The organism is Stutzerimonas nitrititolerans (genome assembly GCF_003696285.1).
In the GTDB taxonomy this organism is placed as follows: Bacteria; Pseudomonadota; Gammaproteobacteria; order Pseudomonadales; family Pseudomonadaceae; genus Stutzerimonas; species Stutzerimonas nitrititolerans.
Genome location: NZ_RFFL01000003.1, coordinates 301,670 through 328,548, shown reverse-complemented (window position 1 = coordinate 328,548; position 26,879 = coordinate 301,670). Strand labels below are relative to the sequence as shown.

Genomic DNA, 26,879 nt, shown 5'->3' with positions numbered 1-26,879 from the left:
TCCCCTGACATGGACCAAACGCCGAGCTTTAACCGCGCCCTGGTCGAGAAATACGACCGTCCAGGTCCTCGCTATACCTCCTACCCCACCGCACCGCAGTTTCATCAGGCCTTCGCCATCGATGACTATCGCAGCGCCGCGCGGGAAACCAACGAGGCCCCGGCCCCCAAGCCGCTATCGGTGTACATCCACATTCCGTTCTGCAAGAGCCTTTGCTACTACTGCGCCTGCAACAAGATCATCACCCACAAGACCGAGCGTGCCGTCGAGTATCTCGAGTACCTCAAGCGTGAAATCCAGATGCAGGCTGCCCTGTTCGATCGCTCGCGCAAGCTGACCCAGCTGCATCTGGGCGGCGGTACGCCGACCTATCTGACCAGTGAGCAGCTGGTCGATCTGATGAGTACGCTGCGCCAGGCGTTCAACATGGACGACAGCGACAGCCACGAGTTTTCACTGGAAGTCGACCCCCGCACCGTCGCGCCCCAGCAGATTCACGAACTGCGCAAGCTGGGCTTCAATCGCCTGAGTTTCGGCGTTCAGGATTTCGACGAGCAGGTGCAGATCGCTGTCAATCGCATCCAGACCGAGGAGCAGACCCGCGAGCTGGTCGAGGCGGCGCGAGCGGCCAAATTCAAGTCGATCAGTGTCGACCTGATCTACGGCCTGCCGCTGCAAACGGTCGAGAGCTTCAACACCACGCTGGACAAGATCATCGACATCCGCCCGGATCGCATCGCGGCCTACAGCTATGCACACCTGCCAGACCTGGTGCGCGCGCAGAAGCTGATCCGCCCCGAAGACATGCCCCCGCCGGAGCGCAAGCTGGAACTGCTCGAGCTGACCATCAAGCGGCTCACCGATGCCGGCTACGTCTACATCGGCATGGATCACTTCGCCCTGCCCGATGACGAGCTGACCCTGGCCCGCGCCAATGGCACCCTGCAGCGTAACTTCCAGGGCTATTCCACACATGCCGATTGCGACCTGATCGGCATGGGCATCTCTTCGATCGGCAAGGTCGGCGACAGCTACAGCCAGAACGTGAAGGAGCTGTCCCAGTACTACGCGCGGCTGAACGAAGGCATGTTGCCGGTGCAGCGTGGTTACAAGCTCAGCGAGGACGATCGCCTGCGTCGCGACGTGATCATCTCGCTGATGTGCCACGGCCGCATCGATTTCAGCGAGATGGAAAAGCGCTACGGCATCGTCTTCCGCGATTATTTCGCCGAATCGCTCGACAAGCTGGCCGAGCACGTTGCCGACGGCCTGGTGGAGATTCGCGATGATTCGCTGGTGCTGCTGCCCCAGGGCCACCTGATGATGCGCAACGTCGCCATGGCGTTCGACGCCTACCTGGGCGGCGAACAGCGTGGACGGTTCTCGCGCACCGTCTGAGTCCATTCGCTGGGGGGCGGTGCGTTGGCAAGCACCAGTCGGCCGCCCTCCGCTTCGCGCAAGGCCTGCAATTGCCCCTGCAGATCGGACAGTTGCAGCTTGCGCAGTGCCGCCGCGACGCGCTGTGGATGGTCCTCTGGCTGGCCAGCCAGGTGGTTCTGCCAGGTGCGCTCCATGGCGATTTCGGGTTCATTGTCGAACAGAAGATCAGTCGACGCCTGCACGGCCTGCGCCATTCGTTCGGCTGGCAAGTCAGAAAGCGGGTGGGTGAAATCCGCCAGGAAGGCGCCAACGTGAGCGAGGATTTCCGCCGCCGAAGCCTTGGGAGACTGCACCGCGAAAAGTATTCCGCCCTGCCCCGCGATCTGGCGGAAGCCGCAAAACACCGCATAACCCAGCTGCAGCTCGCCACGCAGCCGGCGAAAGAAATCCCCCTCCATCAGGCGCGCCAGCAACCGCCAGCCGGCCTCCGTCTCGGGGTTGGCGTCCGGCAGCGAGCAGAACAGCAACACCGCGGTATCGGTTGCACGCAGCCCTGCGTCGTGCCAGCGATGGCCAGCGAACGGCCTGATCGTATCGTTCGTATCACCCGACAAGCCGGGCATCGCTTTCATGGCTTCGGCGAGCGAATCGGCCAGATCGCCTGTAAACCCCATCGCCAGCCCATCCCGCTGCGCCGTTTGCCAGTGCAGCAGCACGGATCGATCGAGGCGCAGTTCCTTCTCCTCGTGATCCGGGGCGCGCTGGCCGAGTTGTCGTGGCAGTTGCCGGATCAGCTGCCGGATCAGCATTTCGTCACCGCTCGACCATCCTGCTTCGCCGGCGAGCCGAATGCCTTCGGCGAAGGCCTGGGATGGCGGGTTGTTCAGCAGCCTGCCGATGTCCTCGACGATACGCGGAAAGGCCTCGGCGAAGCCCAGCAGGCTCAAGCACCAGGCATGGCCGAAATCCTCGAAGCGAAGCGTCACGCCGGCCTGCTTCGCTGCCCATAGACAGGGTTGCAGCGTGGACCACAGGGCATGCCAGAGCGCGGCGCAAGGACGCTTTTCGGCGAACTGCCAGCGCAGATACAGCGCGCCCTGCCCATTGAAGTCACCAGCCCGCCAGCGTAGGGATGACTCGACAGCGGCGCTCCCGGGCACCTGTGGTGCCGGAGACTTCAACCAAGCATTCGGCTCGGGCAGGCGCCAGTCGAAAGAGCATGGTTCGATGCGGCGCGGCGCTTCCCGACGTGCGCGTACCGGGAAACCCTTGCTGGCCAACGCGGGGCGTTCATCGGAACCGGTGAGGAGGACGATGGGCTCGCAGGAAGAAACCCGCCGCATCAGGGCATCGAAGGCCTGCTGCAACGAATCGCTGTCGCTGGCTGCCGACCACGCGGCAGGTTCCGCCCAGTAACGCAGCTGCTCCAGCGGCGTGAAACCCTGCAGGCTCCTGAGCCGGATGTAACGGTATTCCTCGCGGATTTGCCGCTGGATGCCGGCCCGGGCGAAGAACGTCAGCCAGCCCAACACCCTCGAAATGATTTCCTGAGGCTGTGCCCGTCCGCGCTCGGTGAGCGGCAGCGTGAGAACCACGACGGCCTGATTGGCGTAACGGTAGGGCTCTCGCCATTTCAGCCCGTTGCAGAAACTCTCGGCGCGCAGGTTCGCCAGCAGACTGCCGGGCATTTCCGAGCTTATCCAGGTGGCCAGATAATCCAGCGCGACGGCATTGTCCTCGGGCAGTTCGTCGAGCACGAAGCACAGGTGCAGCCCGGGCGCCCCGTTGGGGATCTGCACATCCAGCCAGGATGCGGATGCACGCAGTGGCGCAGGGGCGCGCTCCAACGACGCGCCGGAAGGCAGGTTGCGCGCCGCCAGTTCCGATAGCCGCTGCAGTTCCGTGACGCTTTGCGGCCCTGCCAGCAGCAGTTCGATCTGCCCGGCGTGGTAGAAACGGCGATGATAGCCGCGCAGGGCCAGCTGAAATTCGTCGGCTTCCACCGGCAGGCTGTCGCGGTTGCCGGCGTGGAAACCGCCGAAGGGATGCTCGACGTCGAGCAGCGTACCCAGCGCGGCATCGCAGAGCGTCTCGCTGTCCTGGGCGCGGGCCAGGTATTCGGCCTGCAACACCTCACGCTCTCGTAGCTGAGCGGCCGGATCGAGCAGCGGGTGAGCCAGCATGTCGAGCAGCCGAAGCAGGCCCTGTTCCAGCAACTCGGCCGGCAGCTGGAAGAAGAAATCGGTGTGTCGCTCGCGGGTGGAGGCATTCAGCTGCCCGCCGCAACCCTGTATGAAAGGCATCAGGCCCTGTTCAGGCGGATAGCGATCGCTACCGAGAAACAGCAGATGCTCGAGAAAATGCGCAAGCCCCGGATAGGCTGCCGGCGCATCGTGTGCGCCCGCGTGTACCCGCACCAGTGCGGCGGCCTGGGAACTGCGCCGCCGGGGCAGCAGGCGTATCCGCAGCCCGCCAGGCAGGTGGCTCAGTTCCGGGCGTTCGGCGATGTCGTTGTCCATGGTGCCTCGATCCGCGGGTTTCGGATGGCAGCATTGCCCTGACTCTCGTGTCAGCACAATGCTTCTTTGGCACCGATTCGCCAAGCCCGTCCGGCAGTTACAACGCCTGGGGCGCGCGGCGACACAGGGTAACCAGTGCCTGCACCCAGGCCTCATGCGTATTCAGACAGGGCACCAGTTGCAGTTCTTCACCACCTGCGGCCAGGAATTGTTCGCGGCCACGATCGCCAATCTCCTCCAGCGTCTCGATGCAATCCGCGACGAAGGCCGGGCACATCACCAGCAGTTTCTTCACGCCCTGTGCCGCCAGCTCATCCAGCCGCGCCTCCGTGTAGGGTTCGATCCACTTCGCACGGCCCAGGCGGGACTGGAAGCTGACGGACCATTGCTCCGGACGCAACCCGAGACGTTCAGCGAACGCGGCGCCGCTCTGCAGGCACTGGGCACGGTAGCAATTGGCGAGCACGGCGCCCTCGGCACGTTGGCAGCAGTCCTGCGTCTTCAGGCAATGGGAGCCGGTCGGGTCGGTCTTGTGCAGGTGCCGCTCCGGCAGACCGTGGAAGCTCAGCAGCAGGTGATCGAAGTCCTGCGCCAGGTATGGCTTGGCGCTGGCGACCAGCGCGTCGAGGTATTCCGGCTGATCGTAGAAAGGCTGCAGCACGGACAGCTTGAGATCGAGCCCCTTCTCGCGAATCACTCGGCGCGCCTCTTCGACGGCGGTCGTGGTCGTGCTGTCGGCGAACTGCGGATACAGCGGCGCAAACGTTACCTGCCTGATGCCCTGCCCTGCCAACTTGAGCAGCGAACGCTCGATGGAAGGCTCGCCATAGCGCATCGCCAATTCGACCGGCCCCTCGTTCCAGTGCGGCCTCACTGCATCGGTCAGGCGCTGACTGAGGACCGTCAATGGCGAGCCCTCCGGCCACCAGATCGACGCATAGGCGTGGGCCGACTGCTCCGGGCGCTTGATGAGAATCAGCGACACCAGCAGACGTCGGATCGGCCATGGCAGGTCGATCACGTAAGGGTCCATCAGGAACTGATTGAGATAGCTGCGCACGTCGGCCACCTTCGTGGACGCCGGAGAACCCAGATTGACCAACAACAACGCCTGCTCAGTCATGCGACATTCCTGACTACGGATTAAAGGATCGCGCCGCATCCCACGGCCCACGCTATTTTCACACAGCGGGCATCGGTTTGCGCAGGCCCGCCAATGCCGCATCCAGATCGGCGAAGCAGAACGGGATGCCCGGTGCACCAGGTGCCGGGTATGCGGCGCAGGCATTGTAGAGGCCACTCGCCCAGGCGGGTACAACTGGAAATCTATCAGGACGATGTAGCCCTGCTGCACTTGGTTTCACCTCCGGTCCGGTGCTATTGATTGATGCTCGAACAGCCATGGCCAAGCCGGTCTCTCCAAGGAATCGAACAGTGATCTCAGACAGCCTCCTGCATGCCCTGCGCAGCGCCCGTCACGTCGTGGTATTCACCGGAGCCGGCGTGTCGGCCGAGAGCGGCATCCCGACCTTTCGCGACTCGCTCACCGGTCTCTGGGAGCGCTTCGATGCCGCTTCGCTGGCTACACCGGATGCCTTTCGCCGGGACCCGGCGCTGGTCTGGGGCTGGTATGAGTGGCGACGAATGAAGGTGTTACAGGCGCAGCCGAACCCAGCGCACCGGGCGATCGCCGAACTGGCGCGGCACGTGCCCAGGCTCACCCTGGTGACCCAGAATGTCGACGATCTGCACGAGCGCGCCGGAAACACCGACGTCATCCATCTTCACGGCAGCCTGCATCGACCGCGGTGCTTGCGTTGCGGCCGTGAACCGGATGAGCCCTTGGCCATGCCCGCTGAGCCGGATGCCGGTCGCCGCCTGGAGCCACCACGTTGCATGCATTGCGCGGGGCAGTTGCGCCCAGGCGTGGTCTGGTTCGGTGAGCACCTTCCAGGCGAGGCCCTGGACAGGGCCTTCGCGGCGGCACAGGCGTGCGACCTGTTGCTATCGGTGGGCACTTCCGGGGTGGTCTATCCCGCTGCGCAGGTGCCGGAGCTGGCCTGGGAGGCCGGCGCTGTCGTCGTGCATGTCAATCCGCAGGGGCAAGCCGGTCGCCGCGAACGGGAATACAACCTTGCGGGGCCCGCCGGCGAACAGCTGCCCGCATTGCTAGCGCAGGCGTTCGGGCGCGGCTGAGAAAATTACCGGCACGCCAGCCTTCATGGCGGCCGTTGCTCATCCCTTCCCTCGCCCGGCCAGTATCCGTGTCGCGCCCTGGGTTTTCTGCGTGAACCAGAACACCCGGCTGACGCCACGGGTGATTGCGACATAGGCCAGGCGCAGGCTTTCGTCGGCCATCGCCTGGTCATAACTGTTGTGGAAGAAGCCCGAATAGGCATACAGCGCGTTGCGCAGCGGGTGCTTTTCCGGCGGCAGGCAGTCGTCGACGATGATCGCAACCTCCGCCTGCAAACCCTTGGCCCGGTGGATGCTGTACGCCTTGACGGGCAGCTTCCTGTCCAGCTGCGCCTGGATGGCACGCAGCGGCTCGTTGCGACGGCTCAACACCAGTACCGCGTTGCGATCGGCATGCTGCCTGGCGGCGACGTATTCGCACTGGGACCGGATCTGCGCGATCAACTCCGGCAGTCGCGCCTTGATATCGAAACGCGTTACCAGCTTCACGCCATGATCACCCGCCTGGGCTGTCTTGGCCGCCCGGCTGTTCTTCGACTGCTTGAAACTGACGTCAGCCAGCACCGATTCGCCATCGCGAATGATGGGCTCGATGGAGCGATAGTTGGTCTCCAGCATCAGCACCCGGCTTTTCTTCGAGGCGCCCTTGCCGGGAAAATACTTGTCGAAGTCGATGAACAGCTCCGGCGAGCTGCCACGCCAGCCATAGATCGATTGCCAGTCATCGCCGATGGCCATCAGACTGACCGCCTCGCCTTGGCGTGCCAAGGCACGGTGCAACGCCTGCAGCCATTGCACGATCTGCGGCGAGATGTCCTGGAATTCATCGATCAGCAGATGACTGAAGGGAGCCAGTGCCTCGGCGGGGATGTTCTTGCCCTCCCCCGTCAGCCGCTGGGCGAGCTGCTGGAAAGCTGCATTGAAGGTCATCAACCCCTGCGCCTGCAGTATTTTCTGGAAATGGTTCCAGAACAGGATCAACGCTTCGACGAAGGCGCGCTCGTGCTCGCTGCAGGTCATCCGCTCGGGCTGCAACTGGTCGATGCGTATGCCGATGCTTTCGATGAAGCCCGCCTGCGCGTAGAACACCTCGAACAGGGGCGCCGAAGTGAACTCACCCGGCAGCTTGAAGACATCCTGCGGCGCCTTGCGCGTACAGCGCTTGCCCGATGCCGGCTCGGCGGGTTGCGCCAGACCGAGTAGCTGGTGCACCAGTTGCCGAAAGCGTGCCGTTTCGGCATAGCAGCTCTGGTAAGCCTGTTTCAGCAGGCGCTGCTGGGCTGGTCGCAGACGCGAGGAGGTCAATGGATTGTCCAGCTCTGGGGCGGATGCACCTTTCTCGTCGAGCTGTTCGAACCACCGCGGGTCGCCCAGCACATCCTTGGCCAGCACGCCCATGGCCGAATGGAAGGTACGCACGCAGCGCCTCGCCTGAACCGGATCGAAAGCGAAATTCCAGAAGCCCAGCACCTGGAGCAACTGTTCGCGCAGCTGCATGCAGGAGGCGTTGGTGAAGGAAATCACCGTCAGCCGTTCGGGCGGGATTTCCATATGACAGAGCATGAATACCACCCGCAGCACCAAGGTGGTGGACTTGCCCGAGCCTGCGCCAGCGAAGATTCGGGTGACAGGGCTGTCGCTGAGGATCATGGCCCATTGTTCGTCGGACGGCGCACAGATCACACCGGCCTCCACCGCCTTGCCTACGCGCAGGCGCATCGCCTGGATCTGCGGGTTATCGACTGTCATCCTGGCCGGCCCGTAGATGCCCTCGCTGGCTGGTTTACGGGGCTTGGCACGTGGTTTAGAAGGTTTTCGCGGCGCCCGCGCCTTCGGTTTCCCGACGGACTCGATGCTCTGCTTCGCGTCCGCCACGGACCAGCGCCGAAACAGTACCGCACCCTCCTCCGAACGCAGATGGGCGGATGTGCGAGGGAAACAACGCGCCAGCGCTCCGGAAACGAGCAGTTTGTAGCGCTTGACGGCAGAAAGCATGACGACCAACCGAACATCGAATATGTGGTTGATATGGTAAGGGTTTTGTCGCGTGGCTGGGCGCCGGGGTGCTTATATGGGACAGTCGGGCGATCACCGGTGGCTGGCATGGGTGATCGAAACGAAGTTCGGATTGCCGCAGGTTTCAGGAATCCGAGAAATCAGATGGGAGGCGGGCCTCAGAGCGGCGAGGTGTCCTTCGACTTGTCGGTGACGATGATCGAATCGAGATCCCAGTCGCCGAACATGTACCAGTCGTCGCCCATCATTTCGGATGGATGTTGCGTCCTGCCTGCGCCATTGCCACAGGCCAGGGATTCGGCGGAACAGTAGCGGTCGCAACCCCAGCAGATACGTTCGGGATGTGGCGGGTTTAGCGGAAACTTCTTGGCCATATCGAACCCCTGAGAGTGGCAGTCGTTTCGAGGCTACCGGTCTCATGAAACCCTGCCCTTGATTTCGCTCAAGAAATCATCAGGCGCATCTTCAAGCGGCGTTGCACCGGCTCGACGAGGCCCTCGCCGGGTATGACATGGATCGTCTATGCCTTCCATATAAATGCGAACGATTTGTGTTTGATATCGCGTTTGCTATGGAATAGGATGCAGCCCGCCTGCCCAATGAGCGCGCCGGAAATCATGAAAGTTGCCGAACAGTCGAGGGTCGCCGTACACCTTGCGATGCTGATCAACATGCTATCGCTGGGCAGCCTGATGATGGTCATGCCGCTGGGCCCGGATCTCGTTCGCCACCTCGGCATGGAAGCCAGCCATGTGGGTTACATCAGCGGTGGTGCGACCATTGCCGCCGCCCTGAGTGCGGTGGCAAGCGCGCCCTGGCTGGATCGCTTCGACCGCAAGCGCGCGCTCATCATCCTGCTGGCGCTTCGCTTCGCCCTTCTGCTCTGCTGCGCGCTGGTCACCCATTCCAATCAGCTCATCGCCCTGTTCGTGCTGTCGGGTTTGCTGGCAGGCCCGATGGGCGCGGTCTTGATGGCCGCCATGCTGGACATGATTCCGCCTGCGCAACGAGGCAGGCAGCTCGCCTATGTCGGCATGGGGTTCTCCCTCGCGGCGATCCTGATCATTCCCCTGTCGCTGGAAAGCTCAGCCCGCTGGGGTTGGCAGTCGCCTTTCCTGATTCTGGGAAGCGCAGGATTGTTGCTGGCATTGCTGGCCCAGCTGTTTCTGCCCTCGCCGGCTGCAGTTGCCGGGCGTCCGCGTGGTTCGATCCTGCCGCTGCTTTCCTCGCGCCTGTGCCTGGCAGCCCTGTCCATCACCGCACTGCAGATGTTCGGGCATTTCCTGCTGGTGCCGCACTTCGCCAATTACTTCCAGTTCAACCTGGACTTTCCCCGCAGCAACCTGGGGTTGCTCTATCTGCTGGGCGGTCTCGCCAGCCTGGCGGCGATGCGCCTCGGTGGCGGCTGGATCGATCGTGGCGGTGCCGTGACGGTCGTGCTGGGCAGCAGCGGCGGCCTCGCCCTGGTAACCGCGCTGGGTTTCGCGACGTCGGTGGGCATTTCGCTCTACATCATCTTCACCCTGTTCATGGCGCTGAGCGCCGTGCGCAGCAACAGCACCATGACCATCGCCGCCGGCATCCCGGAGCCGCATCAGCGCGCGGCATTCATGGCGTTCCAGGGCACCGTCTCGAATATTGCCGCCGGCGTCGGCAGCCTCTGCTCCGCGCTCTACCTGACATCCGGTGCGCGGCATGAGTTGATCGGCTTCGAACACCTGGCCGGCTTCTATGCGCTCGCCGGGCCAGTGGCCGGGCTGGGTGTTCTTTACCTGCTTCATGGCCTGCGGCGGCGCGATGCCGCCCACGGCGAAACAACAGAACAACAGGCGGGATGAACTTGCCGGGGATTCGTGATCAGGCCGTTTCGAACAACATCAAAGCAGCAACGGAGCATGCTATGCCAATCGTAAGAAACCGAGGAATCAGCGGTCCTCGTCACCTGTCCCTGACCATCCTGGCCAGCCTTTTACCGATCGCCGCGCTGGCGGATGAACCCCTGGCGCTGCAGCAGCAGGTCATCACCGCCACCCAGACGGCACACAGCGAACTCAGCGCCCCCGCCAGCGTATCGGTGGTGACCCGCGAGGAGCTGGAGAGAATGCCGGTGTACAACCTCGCCGACGCGGTGAAGTATCTGCCGGGCGTGCACATCAACCCGTCCTCCGCCTATGGCCGCAAGGAAATCAAGCTGCGCGGAATGGACTCGGACTACACCCTGCTGCTGGTCAATGGTCGCCGCGTGAATTCCCGCGAAGCCCTGACCTCCAACTACGCCAACGATTTCGACCTGTCGTCGATTCCCATGGCCGCCATCGAGCGCATCGAAGTGATCCGCGGGCCGATGTCCTCGCTGTATGGCGCCGATGCAATTGGTGGTGTCGTCAACGTGATCTTGCGTCAGCCAACAGATAAGACTGAAGCCGGCATTGCCTATGTCTATGAGCACCCGACCGAAGGGGACTCTGGCGACAGTCACAAGACTAGCGGTTATGTCAGCGGCGCGTTGATTGACAACAAGCTACTCGGCAATCTGATCGTCGAGGGCACCGATCAGGCCGCGTGGGGTTCCGATCAAACCACATCTCCAAGAATTGACGCGGCCGAGAAGCGCCAAAATGGCAGCGTTTATGGAACCCTGAGCTGGCTTCTTGATGAGCGCCAGAGTATCGATCTAGATATGAGTTACCGCGAAGATGACCGCAAAGCCACTTGGAATAATTCAGGCTTCGCATTTCCTACCAATATTCAGGAAATGGAGCGTAGTGCTTTCGGTTTGACTCACAACGGAGCCTGGGACGGTTTCAACTCACGCATTCGCTACTATTACGAAGACGTTGATTTAAAGGACGACTCTGAAGTAATGACTAACCTGCGAGGCGGGCGGGTCAGTGACGTAAGCCAGACCAATCATACACTCGACGGGCAAGTTAACGCGTTCCTTGGCAGTCACCTTCTGACACTAGGCAGTGAGTTTAGGCGGACGGAGCTTAGTCACAGTAATAATTTAGTCTCGGAAATTAAAGTTGATCAGAAAGCTCTGTACTTGCAGGACGAATTCTCGTTAGGGCAGCTCGATATCACCCTTGGTGCACGCTGGGACGATCACGATACGTATGGCAATGAGTTTAGTCCGCGAGCCTATGGTGTGTACAACCTCAGCAACAACTGGGTGATCAAGGGAGGTGTGGGCAAATCATTCAAAGCGCCGAGCATTGCTCAATCCGATCCGACCTATGTGGAAATCGCCTGTCGAGGTTATTGCGTAACCATTGGCAACGAAAACTTGAAACCTGAAACTGCTACTAGTTATGAGTTAGGCGCTCTCTATCAAGATGAGCGATTGCAAGCAGGGGTCATGTTTTTCCAGACTGACATCGAAGATATGATCAACACCGAAACGACCCGACTTCTTCCCCCGCCGGGGCCGGGACTGCCTCCAGTCGCAGAAGATCCAGTACTTACCACCTACAACCAGCCTCACGTCCGAGTCAAAGGTTACGAGCTGCAAGGCCGGTATTTGTTAACCGAGGCTGTCGGCCTGCGTGCAAACTATACGTACTCCGATGCCAATGATCGCGATACTGACGAGGCTATTCGGAATTCACCGCAGCATGTTGCCAATATTGGCGTCGACTGGCAGGCAATTCCGAAACTTGGTCTGAATCTAGATTATCAATACACCGGCAGTCAGTACGTTTATGATGTGGCCCGTTCAGGAACATTCGAGACTGGGGCTTTCCATACCGTTAACGTCGGCGCTAGATACCAAGCCACCAGCCATCTCACACTTAACGGCGGATTGAATAATCTGACCAATGAAAAGCGTGATGAAGTTGCCCAAGCTGTAGACAACATTCTCATGGGTCGCACGCTGTTCGTGGGCTTCAGCTACGACATCTGACCCACCAACCCCCGGTGGTCTCGACCGCCGGGTTTCATCGGAGTAGTAACAGATAAACAATGGCAACCACTAACCAGTCGCTTCCCGGCCATCAGAAGACCGTCATCCTGTGTGGCGGCGGCCTGCTGCTGGGGTTGCTGGTGCTCTCGATGAGTATCGGCGCGGGTGTCTACGGTGCGGGTGACGTGCTCGGCTATCTGCTGGGCGATCCGCTCGCCGTGGCGGACGAGAAACTGGCCATGGTGGTCGATACGCTGCGCCTGCCCCGCACCCTGGCAGCGCTGGTGGTCGGTGCGAGCCTGGCGATCGCCGCCTCGTTGCTGCAAAGCGCGACACGCAACCCGCTGGCCGAACCCGGCCTGCTCGGCGTCAATGCCGGTGCGGTGCTGGGGCTGGTGATCGGCCTGATCTTCTTCGGCGTCGAGTCCACCCAGGGTTACCTGCTGTGGTCCGGCGCTGGTGCGCTGCTGGGCAACCTGGTAGTGCTGGTGATCGGGCTGATGCTCGGTCAGGCCAGCCCGCTGAAGCTGATCCTCGCCGGCGTTGCCCTGGGTGCGATCTTCAGCGGCCTGTCGAACTTCATGCTTCTGCGTACGCGCATCGCGCTGGAGCAGTTCCGCTTCTGGAACCTGGGATCGCTGTCCGCCTCCAGCCTGGATGCCCTGGCTACGGTGGCGCCAGTCGCACTGTTCGGCCTGGTCCTGGCCGCCCTGCTCTGTCGCAAGCTGACGCTGATGCAGATGGGCGACAGTCAGGCGCGGGCGCTGGGCATTCATACCACCTGGGTACGCCTGGGCGTGCTGGCCGCCTCGACGCTGCTGATCGCCTGTGCGATTTCCCTCGCGGGCCCCATCGGTTTCGTCGGTTTTCTGGCCGCCTATTGCGCCCGCATGATCGAACCGGTGGCATTGCTGCGGCAACTGCTGTTCTCCACTCTGTTCGGCATGGCGTTCCTGCTGGCCGCCGACGTGCTCGCACGCTGGTTGCTGCAACCCTACGAGTTGCCGGTCGGTACCCTGCTGGCCGCGCTGGGCGCGCCGGCGCTGATCGCCATCGTGCTGCGCGGCGGTTTCCGTTCACTGCTGGCGGTGAGGTAGGCATGGCGACCGTTACCCCAACCGGCGTCTGGACCTTGCGTCTGGGCGCGATGAGCCTGTTGTTGCACCGTCGCAACTGGCTGATGTTCGCCCTCTTGTCGGCAGTGCTCGCGCTGCTGGTGGTGCTGGCGATCAGCCTGGGCTCGGGAAACATGGGCGTGCGCGACGTGCTCGCCACCCTGGCCGGCAACGGCAGCAAGCTGCACGAGATCATGGTGTTCAAGATCCGTATGCCGCGGGTCGCGGCGGCCATCGTGGCGGGCTTCGCCATGGGCATGGCCGGCTGCCTGATCCAGACCCTGGTGCGCAACCGCCTGGCCACCCCGGACATGATCGGCGTGAACGAGGGCGCGTCACTGGCGGTGGTCGGCTTCGCCCTGTACCTGACGCTGGGCAGCTGGCCCTGGTGGGCCTCCCCGCTGGGTGCGCTGCTGGCGGCAGCCGCACTCTTCACGCTGTGCCGCCGGCCCGGCGAGCAAGGCTACCTGTTCATCATCATCGGCATTGCGCTCTCCGAGCTGCTCGGCGCCCTCGGCGATTTCGCCATGGCCACCCAACCGTTGACCCACCTGGGCAACATCTATCTCTGGACCATGGGCCACTTCGCCGGGGTCAGCTACCAGACGGTCAATCCCATCGTGCTGGTGCTGCTGGTGCTCTGCCCCGTGATGGTGTTGCTCAACCGCCCGCTGGCACTGTTGCGCTTCGGCGATGCCACGGCGCGAAATCTTGGCGTACGTGTGCCGCTGGTACAGCTCGGCGTGCTCGGCCTGGCCATCGTGGTCGCCTCGCTGGGTACGGCCATCGGCGGGCCGGTGGTGTTCATCGCCATGGCCGCGCCGATCCTCGCGTCCTGGCTGGCTCGCGGCAATCTCGCCCCCATCTGGCTGTCGGCCCTGTGCGGTGCAGTGCTGCTGCTGGGCAGCGACACCCTGGTGCGGGTATTGGCCCAGCCCGAGGAAATTCCCACCGGCATCATGACCCGGCTGCTCGGCGGCATTCTGCTGCTCGGCCTGCTGGTCAAGGACAGACGAGGAGCTGACTGATGACTGCCTTGCACGCTCGGAATCTGCATTTTGCCTATCAGGACAAGGTCATCCTGCGGGATATCTCCTTCTCGCTGCCCAAGGGCCGGCTGATCGGCATCGTCGGCCCCAACGGCAGCGGCAAGTCCACGCTGCTCAAGCTGCTGGCGCGCCAACTCCCGCTGCAAGGCGGTCAGGTGGAGGTTCAGGGGCAGACGCTGTCGAGCTATTCGATGAAGAGCCTGGCCCGACAACTGGCCTTTCTTCCCCAGCGTCCAGTGATGGTCGAAGGCATTCGCGTCGAACAACTGGTGCAGTACGGGCGCCATCCGCACCAAGGCTGGTTCAACCAGTGGAGCGACGAAGACGCGCGGCAGGTGGCCCGCGCGCGGGAGGCCATGCAGCTCGATGCCATCTGGCGGCGCCAGGCCTCGTCGCTCTCCGGCGGCCAGGCGCAGCGTGCATGGCTGGGCATGATCCTGGCGCAGAACACCGACCTGATCCTGCTCGACGAGCCCACCAGCGCACTGGATATCGGCCACCAGGCCGAGGTGATGGAGGCCGTGCACCGGATCACCCAGGAAGGCCGCACGGTGCTCATCGTCATCCATGACCTGGGTATCGCGGCGCGTTATTGCGACGAGCTGATCGCCCTCGCCGATGGCCAGATTCAGGCCATGGGGCCGGCACGCCAGGTCATGACCAAACAGCTGGTGGATCGCCTCTACGACACCGACGTGGACATCCTGCCGGCACCCGGTGACGGCGCGCCGGTGATCGTTCCAAGGCGCCGGTCGCTGGCGACTGCCACGTCGACCAATACCCGCACCGCACAGGTGCCCGAATTCGTTCAAGAGGATGCAACGCAATGATCGACAGGAACCTACGAAACCTCGCCGCGGTGCTGCTGGGCAGCCTGCTGGCGCTGCCGGCACTGGCCGATACCCGACAGGTGGAAGACGCCTTCGGCAACGCCGTGGCGGTCCCGGCCGAACCGCAGCGGATCATCACCCTCAGTGAAAGCGACCTCGACAGCGCGCTGGCCCTCGGCGTGACACCGGTCGGCGTCGTCAACGGCCGCGGCCAGGCCACCCCACCCCGCTATCTCGAAAGCCGGATGCCGGCGGGGATCAAGGTGGTCGGCGATCTCGACAACCCCAATCTGGAAACCCTTCTGGAACTGCAGCCCGACCTGATCCTCACCGGCCCGGTGAAGCCGGAGCAGCTGGCGATCCTCAACGAGATCGCCCCCACCGTCGTCACTTACAACTGGGGGCGCCCTTGGCAGGAGAGTTTCCAGCGCACCGCTCACATCCTGAATCAGGATGCCCAGGCCAAGACCTTCATCGAAGGCTATGAAGCACGTACCGCCGAAGCGCGTGAGCGTCTGAAGAATCACCAGGGGGAGACCTTCAGCATCGCGCGCTGGAACCCCAAGGGGCCGTCCTACATGTTCAAGGAGTCCTTCGCCAGCACCATCGTAGGAGATGTCGGCCTGCGCCGCCCGGCCCATCAACAGGATGCCGGCCACACGCACTCCATGGCGCTGAGCCTGGAATCGCTGCAGCTGCTCGACGCCGACTGGCTGGTGATCGGCACCCTCGCCACCAGCGGCGAGGCCGTCGAGGCCATGCGTCAGGCCGAGGAAACCCCTGCTTTCCGGCAACTGACAGCCATCCAGGCCAAACGCTTCGGCCCCGTGGACGGCTCGCTCTGGACCTCCACCGGCGGACCGCTGGCCGCGATGCAGGTGATCGAAGATATCGAAGCCATCGTCGGCAAGGCGGATGCCGAGCCGGTGAACTGAACCCGCACGACTGATCGTTCCCACGCATGGGAACGATCAATTAGCTTTTTTGTGAGCGCCGCCCTCGGCGCGAAGCTTCGAGCTTCTCGAACAGGCTCGGGCCTGCACTGCATTCGCCGCGACGAAGTCTGTGTTCTCCTCAGACCGGCTCCGGCAGTCGTTTGCGATCGATCTTGCCGCTGGCCGTCTTGGGCAGCGTCGTCAGCCTCACGATCCGCCCCGGAATCATGTAGTGCGGCAGGTTGCGTTGCAGCATGCGGCGGATCTGCATCCGACCGGGGCCATCCTCGCGCAGCTCTACGTAGCCAACGAGGCTCGCCTCCTCCCCCTCTCCGAGCAGCCGCACGGCGGCATCCTGAACGCCATCGATGCTGCGTAGCGCGGCTTCGATCTCGCCCAGTTCGATGCGAAAGCCGCGCAGTTTGACCTGATCGTCGCGGCGACCGAGGTACTGGAAAGCATCCTCGGCCACACGGCGAACCCGGTCGCCCGTGCGGTAGAGACGCCGGCCCTGCCATGACACGAAGGCCTGTTCGGTCAGGTCGTCGCGCTGCCAGTAGCCGTCCGCCAGGGAGCGGCCTTCGATGCACAGCTCGCCCTCCTCCGTTTCCACGCCTTGCTCGTCCAGCACCCAGTGGCGATAGCCCTCGAGGGTTTGCGCAAGTCGCACGCAGGGTTCGCCGGACGTCACCTGGACAGTGCCCATCATTGACCAGATGGTCGCCTCGGTCGGCCCGTAGCAGTTCCACAGCTGACCGACGCAGCCACACAGTCGCGCCGCCAGGGTCGCGTCCAGGGCTTCGCCGCCGCAGAGGGCCGTCAGGTTCGCCCGGCCGCTCCAGCCCGCCTTGAGCAGCATTCGCCAGAACGCCGGCGTCGCCTGCAGCGTATTGATCTCGGGACGATTCTCCAGCAGCTGCAACAGCGCCACCGGGTCCTTGTGGGTCGGTGCGCAGACCACCTCCAGCGAGCCACCGACCCACAACGGGCCGAGCATTTCCAGCAGGGAGATATCGAAGGCCGGGGTCGTGGTGAACAGCCAGCGGGTCGTCGAATCGAGCCCGATCCGGTGGCTGGCGGCATCGAGGAAATTGACCAGTGCCGCGCGCCCGATGACCACGCCCTTGGGTTTTCCGGTGGAGCCCGAGGTGAACATCATGTAGGCCGGCAGGCGATCGTCCACGGATGCCGTCCGGGGCATCTCGGCGAGCCCCGGTTGCAGGCAGAAGGAAGGGCTCAGCGCCGTGGCGACCTGTTCGTCCTGGATCACCAGCCGCAGCTGCGCATCCCCGTCGATGCCTTGCAGGCGCTCCAGCGGGAAGTCCGGCTCCAGCGGAACGAAACAGAGCCCTTCGTGTAGGCACGCCAGCAAGGTGGCGATCAGGTCCGGGCCGCGCCCCATGTGCAGGCCGACCCGGTCACCCGCGACCAGTCCCTGCCGCCGCAGCTGCAATACGATGGCGCCGACCCGTGCCCGCAGTTCGGCATAGCTGAAACTGGCACCGAGACAGCTCAGCGCCGGCTGCTCCGCATGGCGTATGAAGACATCGGCCAGATGCCGGTTGAATTCGCTCATCGTTCACCTCCTGCCAGCGCGGCGAGAGCGCTCAGGTTGGCCCGCAGGGAGGCCAGCAGGCGCTCACCAAGGTCGGCGCGCAGGCTGCCGATCTGGCGCAGCGTCAGTCGCCCGTCGAAGATTCCACCGTGCAGGCTGATCAGCTCGGCGGAGCCGTTGTCCGCGGCGCTCGGATTGCCCGGCGCCAGTGGCAAGGTCTGCCAGTCGCCGGTTCCGCTCTGATAGACGCCCAGGTAGTTCAGCGCCACCGGCGGCAACGGCAGGCTTTCGCGGTGTGCCGGATCGCAGCGTAGCGGCAGGTAGCCGACGCCCTTGTCCGGCACCTGACGCAATTGGCCAGCCGCATGCCGCACCAGGTCGGGCCAGGCCCTGAGGTTGTCGACCCGCACCGGAAACATGCTGGTGAACCAGCCCGCCGTCCGGCTGACGTCCAGCGTCGGCTCGATCGGCTCGCGACCATGGCCTTCGAGCATGATCCAGTGTCGGTCGCCCAAGCCGAGTTCGACCAGCGCGCGGGTCAGGGAGGCGAGCAGAAGCTCGCGCATGTCCGCCTCGAAGTAGCGTGTGGCGCGCTGTGCCAGCTGACGTGTCAAGGCCTCGTCCAGCTCCAGCAGCTGCTGCTCGGGCTGTGCGGCGGACCATTCGCTGGCGATCCGGTAGTCCATGCCCGCCGTCTGGCTCTGCCAGTAAGGCAGTTGCGTCTGTGCCTGGCGAGCGTATCGGGCCAGGCCCTCTCCCCACTGGCGATAGCTGCTGGTCTTGGCTGGCAATGCCTCGCCACGGCCGAGCCGCTGCAGATCCTCGACCAGAATGCGCCAGGACACCGCATCGATCACCAAGTGATGGAATGCCATGAACAGCCCCCTTTCACCGTTCGGCAGCCCCTCGATCAGCGCCCATGCCAAGGTCCGCGCGCACTCTGGCTGAAGATGTGCCTGCAGGTTGGTCAGGGCTTGTTGCAGGCCCTGGGGGCCCAGCGTCATGGCATCCAGCCGGGCCGGCTCGGTGAGCGACAGAAATTCTCGATAAGTCTGGCCGTCAGCCGTCACCGCCAGGCGCAATGCATCGTGATGGCGCATCAGCTGACGCAGGTGATCCATCAGCTGGGCCCAGCCAATGCCGGGTGGCAAGCGCAGGATCACCCCCTGGTTCCAGTGCTGCGGGCTGGCGAAAGGCTGCTCGAAGAACCAGCGCTGGATCGGTTGCAGCGGGAAGTCCCCACTCAGCAACCCTTGCTCGCCCCTGACCTTCGGCATTTCTCGCGGCGCGGCCAGCACGCGGCACAGCCGCCGCACCGTCCTGGCTTCGAAAACCTCTCGCACGCTGCAGGCAAAGCCCGCGTCACGCAGGCGTGTGGCCAGTTGGATGCTGAGAATGGAGTCGCCACCGGACTGGAAGAAATCGCTTTCCACGCCCAGCGGTTGCTGCAGCACGCCCTGCCAGATTTCCAGGACCCGCGCTTCCCGCTCATCGCCAGGCGGCACCAGGGTGTCGCTCGCCATCAACTCCACCGACGGCAGGCGCGGCAGGTCCAGTTTGCCGTTGGCCGTCAGCGGCAGTCGCTCCAGCAGCACCAGCTTCAGCGGGACCATGTATTCGGGCAGACGCCGGGCCACGTCCTGCAGGATGACGTCGGGTTCGGGCGCCGTCTGCCCCGCTCGAACCGAGGCATAGGCCACCAGCGCCTGACGTTGCCCTTCGCGGGCGACCACTACCTTGATCTGTTGCAGCGCCGGGCAACCGAGGCCCAGCTGAGCTTCGATCTCGCCGGGCTCGATGCGGTAGCCGCGCAGCTTGATCTGCTCGTCGAGGCGGCCCAGGTATTCGTATTCGCCATTGGCCAGCAGCCGGGCGCGATCACCGGTGTGATAAAGCCGCAAGCGCACGCCGGCCACTTCGTGTTCCCGGAAGACTTCGGCGGTACGTTCCAGCTGGTTCAGATAGCCCCGTGCGAGCCCGAGGCCGGCCAGGCACAGCTCACCGGGAACGCCGACCGGGCACAGGCTGCCATGCGGGTCCAGCACCAGCGCCTGCATGCCATCGATGGGCGAGCCGATGGTCAGCCGATCGTCAGCCGCGAGGGTCTTGGTCAGTGCCGTGACGGTCGCCTCGGTGGGACCGTACATGTTGATCAGCCGGAACTGGCTGGCCCAGCGCTCGGGGATGGACGCAGGACAGGCTTCGCCACCGAAGCCGATCGCCTTCATCGCAGGCAGCGATCGCGCCGGCAGGGTCGCCAGCAAGGCCGTGGGGAAAATCATCTGGGTGGCCCGGGTGCGCTCGATCTCGTCCAGCAAGCCTTCCCCCGGTTCCGCCCAACGCAGGCAGGCACCATGCGTGAGCGGCACCAGTGCGCACATGTTGCCGGCGTCGAACGACAGCGACATGCAGTTCAGCATGCAATCGCCTGGTGCCATATCCAGGCGCCGCCCATGGTCGCGCAGCAGGTTGGCCAGTGCGCCGTGCTCGATCATCACGCCCTTCGGCAGCCCGGTCGAACCGGAGGTGTAGATGACCTGGGCGAGGTGTTGCGGGTCATGTCGCAGAGCCGGCGCATCCGGCGACTGGGCATCCAGCTGGGCCTGCACCCCGGCGCTGGCGAGATCAATCCACTGCTGCTCCGCGCCGAGATCGAAGGGTGCCGCACCCTCGCCGACGATCAACCGCAGTTTGGCGTCGCGCATGATGTGTGCCAGTCGCTCCGGGGGGTAGTTGGGGTCCAGCGGCACATAGGCGGCGCCCAGTTTCCAGCAGGCCAGCACGGCGATCACGAAGCTGTTTTCCCGGCGCGCCAGTATCCCGATCAGTTCGCCGGCTGCGCAGCCCTGAGCCTGCAGCCAATTGGCCACGCGGTTGGCGCGGGCATCCAGCTCGGCATAGCCGATGGTGCTCTCGCCTTGCATCAATGCGTTCTGTTGCGGATGCAGCCGCACCCCGTCCGCGAACAGCGACAGCGCCGTCACCCCCTCGGGGTAAGCCCGGGGCAGCGCCGCGAGGCGTTTGGCCGTGTCCGCCAGCAGCGGCTGGTCGAGCATCGGCAATTGCCAGATATCCTGCTGCGGATCGTCCACCACCGCTTGCAGCAGGCTCAACAGACGGCTGGCGTAACCCTCGACGCTGCTGCGCTCGAACAGCGCGGTGGCGTAGAGCCAGTCGACCCGCACCGAATCCATCAGCTCGGTGACCTTCACCGAGATATCGGTCTTGGCCGGCAGCACCGGCGAGGTTTCTTCCACCGCCGCGCAGCCGGGGATCAGGTCGTTGAAATCCACCCGCGCCTGATACACCAACATGATCTGGAAGATCGGATTGATCGCCGTATGGCGATCCATGCCCAGCGCCTCGGTCAGTGCCTCGAAGCGATACAGCTGATGGTCGAACGCCGCGAGGTCGTCCTGTCGGCATTGCCGCAGATAGTCGCTGAACGCCTGCCGCTCGGGGATTCGGGTGCGCAGCACCAGGGTGTTGACGAAGAACCCCAGCAGCGACTCGATATCCGCGCGCTCGCGGTAGGCCAGCGGTGTGCCGACGACGATGTCGCGCTCGCCGCTGTGCCGCGCCAGCAACAGCGCGAAGAGCGCGTGCAGGCCGATGAAGGGTGAGGTGCTGTGCTGCTGGCAGAGCTGCTTGAAGCGACTCCACAGCGCATTGTCGATCGTCGAGAACACCAGTGCGCCGCCGCTGGCCTGCTGCGCCGGGCGCGGCCTGTCGAGCGGCAGGCTGTGCACGTCCGGAATGCCGGACAGCCGCTCGACCCAGAACGGCTTGAACTCGTCGTGATAGTCGCGAAACAGCGGCGAATTGAACCAGTGCGCATAGTCGATGTAAGTCAGCGGCGGCACGCCCCAGGTCAGCGGCTGGCGGTTCTGGTAGGCGAGAAAGGCCGTCTTGAGATCGGCGAACATGTTCTTCACCGACCAACCGTCCGAAATGATGTGGTGCTGGATGAACAGCAGCACGTACTCGCGCTCGCCGAGCCTGAGCAGGTTCACCCGGGTCAGCTCGCCGCTGGTGAGGTCGAAGGGCCGCTCGATTTCCTCGCGCACCCGGCGCGCCACCTGCTGTTCACGCGCCTGCGGTTCCAGCTGGCTGAGGTCCTCGTGCTGCAGGGCAAAGCCGTGGTGCGGAAGAATCTGCTGCTCGCCACTGCCCTGCGCGTTGCGCACGAAGCGCGTGCGCAGGCTGGCGTGGCGCTGCACCAGGGCGTCGAAGGCGAACTCCAGCGCCGCCACGTCCAGCTCGCCAGTGAGGCGGAAGAACACCGGCATGTTGTACAGGTGCGAACGCTCCTCGTACTGCTCGATGAACCACAGGCCGCTCTGCGACGAGGACAGCGGCCCGACCGACGTGCGGCAGGCCTGGATGGGTGCGGCGAAGGCCCGTTGTGCCTGCAGGCAGCGGACGATGGCATTGCGATGCTCGCGAATCTGCTGGCCAAGGGCCGGGGTCAGCGCCTCCTTGCTCGACTGCGAGACGAGTTGCCCCTGATCGTTGAGCGCAAGCTGCACCCCCTGCTGGGCCAGTTGCTTCAGCAGGCCGATGATGTTGGTGTGCATCCGTTACCTCTCAGAACCTGTTCAAAGTCTGCTGCGCGTCGGGCCTGGCGCCTGAAAACCGGCCCTCAGGCCGTGAGCGTGGCGCCGCCATCGACGACGATGTCCTGCAGGGTGATATGGCTGGCCAGGTCCGAGGCGAGGAACAGCACCGTGCTGGCGATTTCCTCGGGCGTGGCGATCTTGCGTAGCGGTATGCCCAGCTTGTACTGCTCGGGAAAACCGGCAATGGTGCGTTCGCGGGCATCCTCGCTGTGCCACATGCCGCGTTGCATCGCGGTGTCGGTCGAACCGGGCGAGACCAGGTTGCAGCGCACACCGTGGTTCGCCAGCTCCAGCCCGGCAGTGCGGATCAGGCAGGACAGCGCCGCCTTGGAGGCGCTGTAGGCGGCCATCTGCATCCGCGGCACGTGGGTCGCGTTGCTGCTCACCGCCACCACGGCACCGCGACCAAGACGCTTGAAGCGCGGCAACAGCTCGCGCAGCAGGTAGAACGGCCCGGAGACGTTGACCTGTAGCGAATCGTCCCAATCCGCCAGCGTCAGTTCCTCGATCGGCGCCAGGCGCAGGATGCCGGCCACGCTGGCGAAAACGTCCAGCGCACCCTCCTCCGCCAGCAGCTCCTGGCAGGCCTGCTGCACCGCCTGAGCATCGCCGACGTCGAGCACATAGGGCGTGAAGCCGTAATCGCGTTCGGGGAACGCACGGTCGAAGCCCGTTACCTCGCCGCCAAGCCGGGCGAAACCTTCGGCCACGGCGCGCCCGATACCCTGCCCCGCCCCGGTCACCCAGATGTTGCGACCGCTGAAATCCATCTGATGGTTCATCTTTCCGCCCTCACCAAACCATTTCAACCTGCTCTTCCCGCTGCCGCAGACGGCTGTCGAGGAAGCTGCAGAAATCCGCCAGCCGCGGGTGATCGAACACATCGGAAACCTTCACTGCCGTGCCGAACTCGGCCCCCAGCCGGTTGACGATCTGGATGGTCTGCAAGGACTGACCGCCCAGCTCGAAGAAGTTGTCCTGCGGATCGATCGCGCCGACGCCGAGGATCTGCTGCCAGATGGCGCGCACACGCCGTTGCGTCTCATCGTCCAATGCCTGTTCGGAGGTGCCTTGCAGATACTCCTGCTGCAGCCGTTTGCGGTCGAGCTTGTTGCTGCCGGTGCGCGGCAGGCTGGAGTAATGGCGATAGTCGGTGGGAATCATCGCGGCGGGCAGCACCTCGGCCAGCTCACGCTTGATGCCGCGCACGTCATCGCGGGGGCCGGCGATGAACGCCACCAGCCGGCGCAGTCCGCCGCCGAGTTCCAGCCCCAGCACGCAGGCCTCGTCGACACCAGCGAGCGCGAGCAGGCGCGCCTCCACCTCTCCCGGCTGGATGCGGTAGCCGCTGATCTTGAACTCGTTATCCAGCCGGCCGAGATAGATGAGCTGGCCATCCTCCAGGCGCACGCGGTCACCGGTGCGGTAGATTCGCACCGATTCGCCGCCGACGCGCAGGCTGGCGAAGGCCGCCGATTCGCTGTTCAGGTAACCGTTGGCCAGCTGTGGACCACAGAGCACCAGTTCGCCTTCCTGTGCCGGACGATCGCCACGGTCGAGCACCAGTGCCTCGATGCCCGCCAGCGGCCGGCCGATCGGCAGCTGCGCGCGATCCGGATCGACACGTTGCAGGTCGCAACTGGTTGCCACCACCGTGGTTTCCGTCGGCCCGTAGGTATTGATCAGCCGCACGTCCGGCCGCGCCATGCGCTGCCAGGCGGCCAACTGCTCGGGATAGACCGCCTCGCCGCCGATGATCAGAGTCTTCAGCGTCTCGGGGATGCGCGTCCGGTCGCTGCGCAAAGCCACCACCCACTCGTTCCAGAACGCGGTGGGCAGGTCGGCCACGGTGATGGCCTGCTGCTCAAGACCCTCGACGAAGGCGTCGATGGATTGCAGCATCGCGTCGGTGCGCAGCACCAGCGTGGCCCCGGCCGTCAGGCTGACGAAGACCTCCTCGATGCTGGCGTCGAAGTTGAACGGTGCGAACTGCAACACCCGATCGGCCGGCCCTACGCCATAGCGCTGCCGGGCCGCCTGGGTGAAGTGAGCCAGCGCGCCCTGGCCGATCTCCACCGCCTTCGGTGTGCCCGTGGAGCCGGAGGTGAACATCAGGTAGGCGGCCTCTTCGCCGTCCCGTGGCCGATAGCGGCGGTTTTCCGAGGCCAGTTGGCCGATCAGTTCGACCGGCCCGGCATGCACGCTGGCGAGCTGATGCCGGTACGCGGCTTCGGTGATCACCAGCGCCAGCTGCGCGCTCTGGCAGATCAGCCTCTGGCGATCGGCCGGCTGCTGCGGATCGAGCGGCACGTACACCGCGCCCGCCAGCAACACCCCAAGCTGGGCCAGGATCGCCTGTGGCGAGCGGCTCAGCATGACGCCGACCCGGGCGCCGGGCCGTAAGCCCTTTTCCAGCAACGCTGCGGCAATCCGTTCGGCGCGTTCCTGGAGCTCGCCGTAGCTCAGCGAGGTTGCCTCCTGCACCAGTGCGACGCGCTCGGGGCGCGCCTGCGCCTGCTGCCGGATGGCCGCGAGCACGTTGAGGGCCGCCCCGCCGCTCTCGCTGGCGGGCGCCGAGAGGCGTTGCCAGGCGCGCCGGACGGCGTAGAGTTCATCGAGCAGCACCGCGCGCGGTTGCCGGGGCTCGGCCAGCCAGCACTCGAGCAGCGCGAACAGCTCCTGCTGCAGGCTGCGGATCTGTTCCAGGCTGTAGCAGTCGGGGTTGGCGTCGTAATCCAGGGTCGGCATGCCATCGGCGCCGATCTGCACTTCCAGCGTCAGATCTTCCAAGGGGCCGGCGCTGAGATTCAGCATGCGCGCCGGACAATCGCCATAGGCCAGCGGGCGATCGAACGGCATGATGTTGACCAGCGGGCCAAATAAACGCTGCTCGCCACCGACGCGCCCCAGGTCGCGACGCAGAGACTCGTAACGGTAGTGCTGATGCTTGCGGCTGCGGCGACGCAACTTGCCGATGGCCGTGGCGCAGTCAACCAGGTCGGTGTCGTCGGGCAGGTCCAGGCACAACGGCGCGATGTTCATCTGCATGCAGGGCACGTTGAAGGATGCCGAACCGATGCGGTTCATCACCATCAGCCCGAGCGTCTGCGCACGGCTGCCGGTGACCTGCCGCAGCTGGGCGCTCAGGCCAGCGAGCAGCAGGTCGGGCCAGCCGACGCCATTACCTTCGGCGACACTGTTCAGCGCCTTCCACAAGGGTGCGGGAAATGCCGCGCTGTGGCGGATGAAACGGGCGGATATCGGCGCGTGGCGTTCGCTGAAGCTCACCGGCTCGGGCATCCGCGCGAACTGTTCCAGCCAGTAGGTGCGAGCCGCCGCGGTAGCCCCCTTGGCCTCCCGTTCCTGTTCTTCCGCCAGTACCGCATCGTATCGGCCGAAGCCACACGTCGCGGCGACCTGCCCGGTTACCGCGGCGCTGTAGAGTTCGGCGATGCGCTGGTACAGCAGGTTGGTGCCGTAGCCGTCCAGGGCGATGTGATGCACGCAGCTGTAAAGGAAATCCTGTTCCGAGCCCTGCAGCAGCGCGAAACGGCACGGCAGCTGCTGCTCGAGATCCATCGGCAGCCGGATATCGCTCATGGCCCAGTCGCGGACCCAGGTTTCGGTCTCGACCCCTTCGGGGATACGCATCTGCCGAACTTCCAGCGGCAGGTTGCAGCTGGCGAAGAACACCGCCTCCTGGTCGGTGACGAACACCCCCGACAACGCCTCGCATTCGGCCACCGCTCGCTGCACCGCGCCGATCAGTTCGGCGCTGCGTACCTTGCCGGCGAAGGCGATGCATTCGGCGGTGTTGAACATGGCTCGGTCTTCGTTGAGCAGGTAGCCGGCCCAGAGCCCCTGCTGGGCGATACCGAGCGGCTTCATCGGGCACCTCCGTGTTCGCCAATGAGCGCCCACCAGCCGTTCAGCGTCGGTGTTTTCGCAAGGTCGGTGAAGCTGAGCTCCAGCCCCTGCTCCCGCCATTCGCTGAGCAGGGTCATGATCTGGATGGAGTCCAGGCCGTAATCGAGCAGGTTCTCGTCGGGATCGAAGGGCTCGTCCATCTCATCGAGCATCGTCAGCAGGCGGGCCTGCAGCGATTCGTGGGTCAGGGAGGCCGGTGCCGGACGCAGGCTCAGCAGCTCATTGCAGGTGATCACCCGTCCGCAACGGGTCGCGACGTAGTCGAGCGCCATCCGATGCTCGGCCTGGCTGAAGTCGGCGATGCCGTCTGCCAGAAGGAAGGGCTGGATGTCGCGCATGAAGGCATCGCAGGCGGTCATCAGGCAGCCGATATGGCCATAGATGCCACCGATGATCAGTTGGTCGCGGCCCAGCTCGCGCATCATGTGTTCCAGCGGCGAGCGCTGGAAAGCGCTGTAGCGCCACTTCACCAGCAGCGTGTCGTCCGCGGCGGGCGTCAGCCCGGGCACGATTGCCTGACGCTGCGGGTGCTGGGTGATACCGGGGCCCCAGACATCGGTGAGCAGCGCCCGCTCGGCGGCGCTCTGCTCGCCCGGTTGCGCGGTATAGACCACCGGGATGCCCAGCGCGCGACAGCATTCGCGAACCCGGGCCAGGCGCTGGATGAGCGCGGCGACGAAGGGGCTGTCCTCGCCCCAGAAATCGCAGAAATACGCCTGCATGTCATGGATCAGCAATACCGCGCGCGCGGGGTCCACCGACCACTGGACTTTGTCGGCAGACCATTCGCTCGGAAGGCTGTAGGGCAACAGTGTGGGAATAGCCATGTAGCAG

General features: G+C 64.4%; 17 protein-coding genes. 8 read left to right on the top strand and 9 right to left on the bottom strand.

Annotated elements, in window-relative coordinates:
• Positions 1-9 precede the first annotated feature (9 nt).
• Positions 10-1,398 (top strand): oxygen-independent coproporphyrinogen III oxidase, encoded by a 1,389-nt coding sequence (gene hemN, locus EA795_RS05430; RefSeq protein ID WP_122076004.1) that lies wholly within the window; start codon positions 10-12, stop codon positions 1,396-1,398.
• Here the strand turns inward: hemN and pqqF are convergent.
• Entirely contained in the window at positions 1,353-3,899 is a 2,547-nt protein-coding gene (gene pqqF, locus EA795_RS05425) for a pyrroloquinoline quinone biosynthesis protein PqqF (RefSeq protein WP_122076002.1), read from the bottom strand. The two genes, hemN and pqqF, sit on opposite strands and share 46 nt — an antisense overlap.
• 97 nt (positions 3,900-3,996) lie before the next feature.
• Positions 3,997-5,022 (bottom strand): ferrochelatase, encoded by a 1,026-nt coding sequence (gene hemH, locus EA795_RS05420; protein WP_058075848.1) that lies wholly within the window; start codon positions 5,020-5,022, stop codon positions 3,997-3,999.
• A gap of 311 nt (positions 5,023-5,333) precedes the next feature.
• Here hemH and EA795_RS05415 point away from each other — a divergent pair, with 311 nt between their 5' ends.
• Positions 5,334-6,095: an SIR2 family NAD-dependent protein deacylase gene (locus EA795_RS05415; RefSeq protein ID WP_122076000.1), complete on the top strand. Its 762-nt coding sequence runs from the start codon at positions 5,334-5,336 to the stop codon at positions 6,093-6,095.
• 39 nt (positions 6,096-6,134) lie between these two features.
• On the opposite strand, the gene EA795_RS05410 is transcribed toward EA795_RS05415, so the two are convergent.
• Positions 6,135-8,090 (bottom strand): DEAD/DEAH box helicase, encoded by a 1,956-nt coding sequence (locus tag EA795_RS05410; RefSeq protein WP_122076052.1) that lies wholly within the window; start codon positions 8,088-8,090, stop codon positions 6,135-6,137.
• A 179-nt stretch (positions 8,091-8,269) separates the two neighbouring features.
• Complete coding sequence (locus tag EA795_RS05405) at positions 8,270-8,485, bottom strand: DUF3079 domain-containing protein (RefSeq protein ID WP_014852834.1); 216 nt, start codon at positions 8,483-8,485, stop codon at positions 8,270-8,272.
• A gap of 243 nt (positions 8,486-8,728) precedes the next feature.
• On the opposite strand from EA795_RS05405, the gene EA795_RS05400 reads away from it, so the two are divergent.
• From EA795_RS05400 to EA795_RS05375, 6 genes are all read left to right on the top strand, one after another.
• Positions 8,729-9,949: an MFS transporter gene (locus EA795_RS05400; protein WP_240644990.1), complete on the top strand. Its 1,221-nt coding sequence runs from the start codon at positions 8,729-8,731 to the stop codon at positions 9,947-9,949.
• A 62-nt stretch (positions 9,950-10,011) separates the two neighbouring features.
• Positions 10,012-12,015: a TonB-dependent receptor domain-containing protein gene (locus EA795_RS05395; RefSeq protein ID WP_122075996.1), complete on the top strand. Its 2,004-nt coding sequence runs from the start codon at positions 10,012-10,014 to the stop codon at positions 12,013-12,015.
• A gap of 59 nt (positions 12,016-12,074) precedes the next feature.
• Positions 12,075-13,112, top strand: coding sequence for a FecCD family ABC transporter permease (locus EA795_RS05390; RefSeq protein ID WP_122075994.1), 1,038 nt, complete (start codon positions 12,075-12,077; stop codon positions 13,110-13,112).
• A 2-nt stretch (positions 13,113-13,114) separates the two neighbouring features.
• Positions 13,115-14,158, top strand: coding sequence for a FecCD family ABC transporter permease (locus EA795_RS05385; RefSeq protein ID WP_122075991.1), 1,044 nt, complete (start codon positions 13,115-13,117; stop codon positions 14,156-14,158).
• On the top strand, positions 14,158-15,009 hold the full coding sequence (locus EA795_RS05380; RefSeq protein WP_122075989.1) for an ABC transporter ATP-binding protein: 852 nt from the start codon (positions 14,158-14,160) through the stop codon (positions 15,007-15,009). Before EA795_RS05385 ends, EA795_RS05380 begins: the two co-directional genes overlap by 1 nt.
• Positions 15,006-15,944 carry an ABC transporter substrate-binding protein gene (locus tag EA795_RS05375; RefSeq protein WP_122075987.1) on the top strand — a complete coding sequence of 313 codons (939 nt, stop codon included), beginning with the start codon at positions 15,006-15,008 and terminating at the stop codon, positions 15,942-15,944. The genes EA795_RS05380 and EA795_RS05375 overlap by 4 nt, the downstream gene beginning before the upstream one ends.
• A 139-nt stretch (positions 15,945-16,083) precedes the next feature.
• Here the strand turns inward: EA795_RS05375 and EA795_RS05370 are convergent, their stop codons facing one another.
• The 5 genes from EA795_RS05370 to EA795_RS05350 form a co-directional block, all read right to left on the bottom strand.
• Positions 16,084-17,520: an amino acid adenylation domain-containing protein gene (locus EA795_RS05370; protein WP_122075985.1), complete on the bottom strand. Its 1,437-nt coding sequence runs from the start codon at positions 17,518-17,520 to the stop codon at positions 16,084-16,086.
• Positions 17,517-22,076, bottom strand: a complete 4,560-nt coding sequence (locus EA795_RS05365; RefSeq protein ID WP_122075983.1) for a non-ribosomal peptide synthetase — start codon at positions 22,074-22,076, stop codon at positions 17,517-17,519. Before EA795_RS05365 ends, EA795_RS05370 begins: the two co-directional genes overlap by 4 nt.
• A gap of 65 nt (positions 22,077-22,141) precedes the next feature.
• Complete coding sequence (gene dhbA, locus EA795_RS05360) at positions 22,142-22,900, bottom strand: 2,3-dihydro-2,3-dihydroxybenzoate dehydrogenase (RefSeq protein ID WP_122075981.1); 759 nt, start codon at positions 22,898-22,900, stop codon at positions 22,142-22,144.
• 10 nt (positions 22,901-22,910) lie between these two features.
• Positions 22,911-26,006, bottom strand: coding sequence for a non-ribosomal peptide synthetase (locus tag EA795_RS05355; protein WP_122075979.1), 3,096 nt, complete (start codon positions 26,004-26,006; stop codon positions 22,911-22,913).
• On the bottom strand, positions 26,003-26,872 hold the full coding sequence (locus tag EA795_RS05350) for an isochorismatase family protein (protein WP_122075977.1): 870 nt from the start codon (positions 26,870-26,872) through the stop codon (positions 26,003-26,005). The genes EA795_RS05355 and EA795_RS05350 overlap by 4 nt, the downstream gene beginning before the upstream one ends.
• Positions 26,873-26,879: the final 7 nt, after the last annotated feature.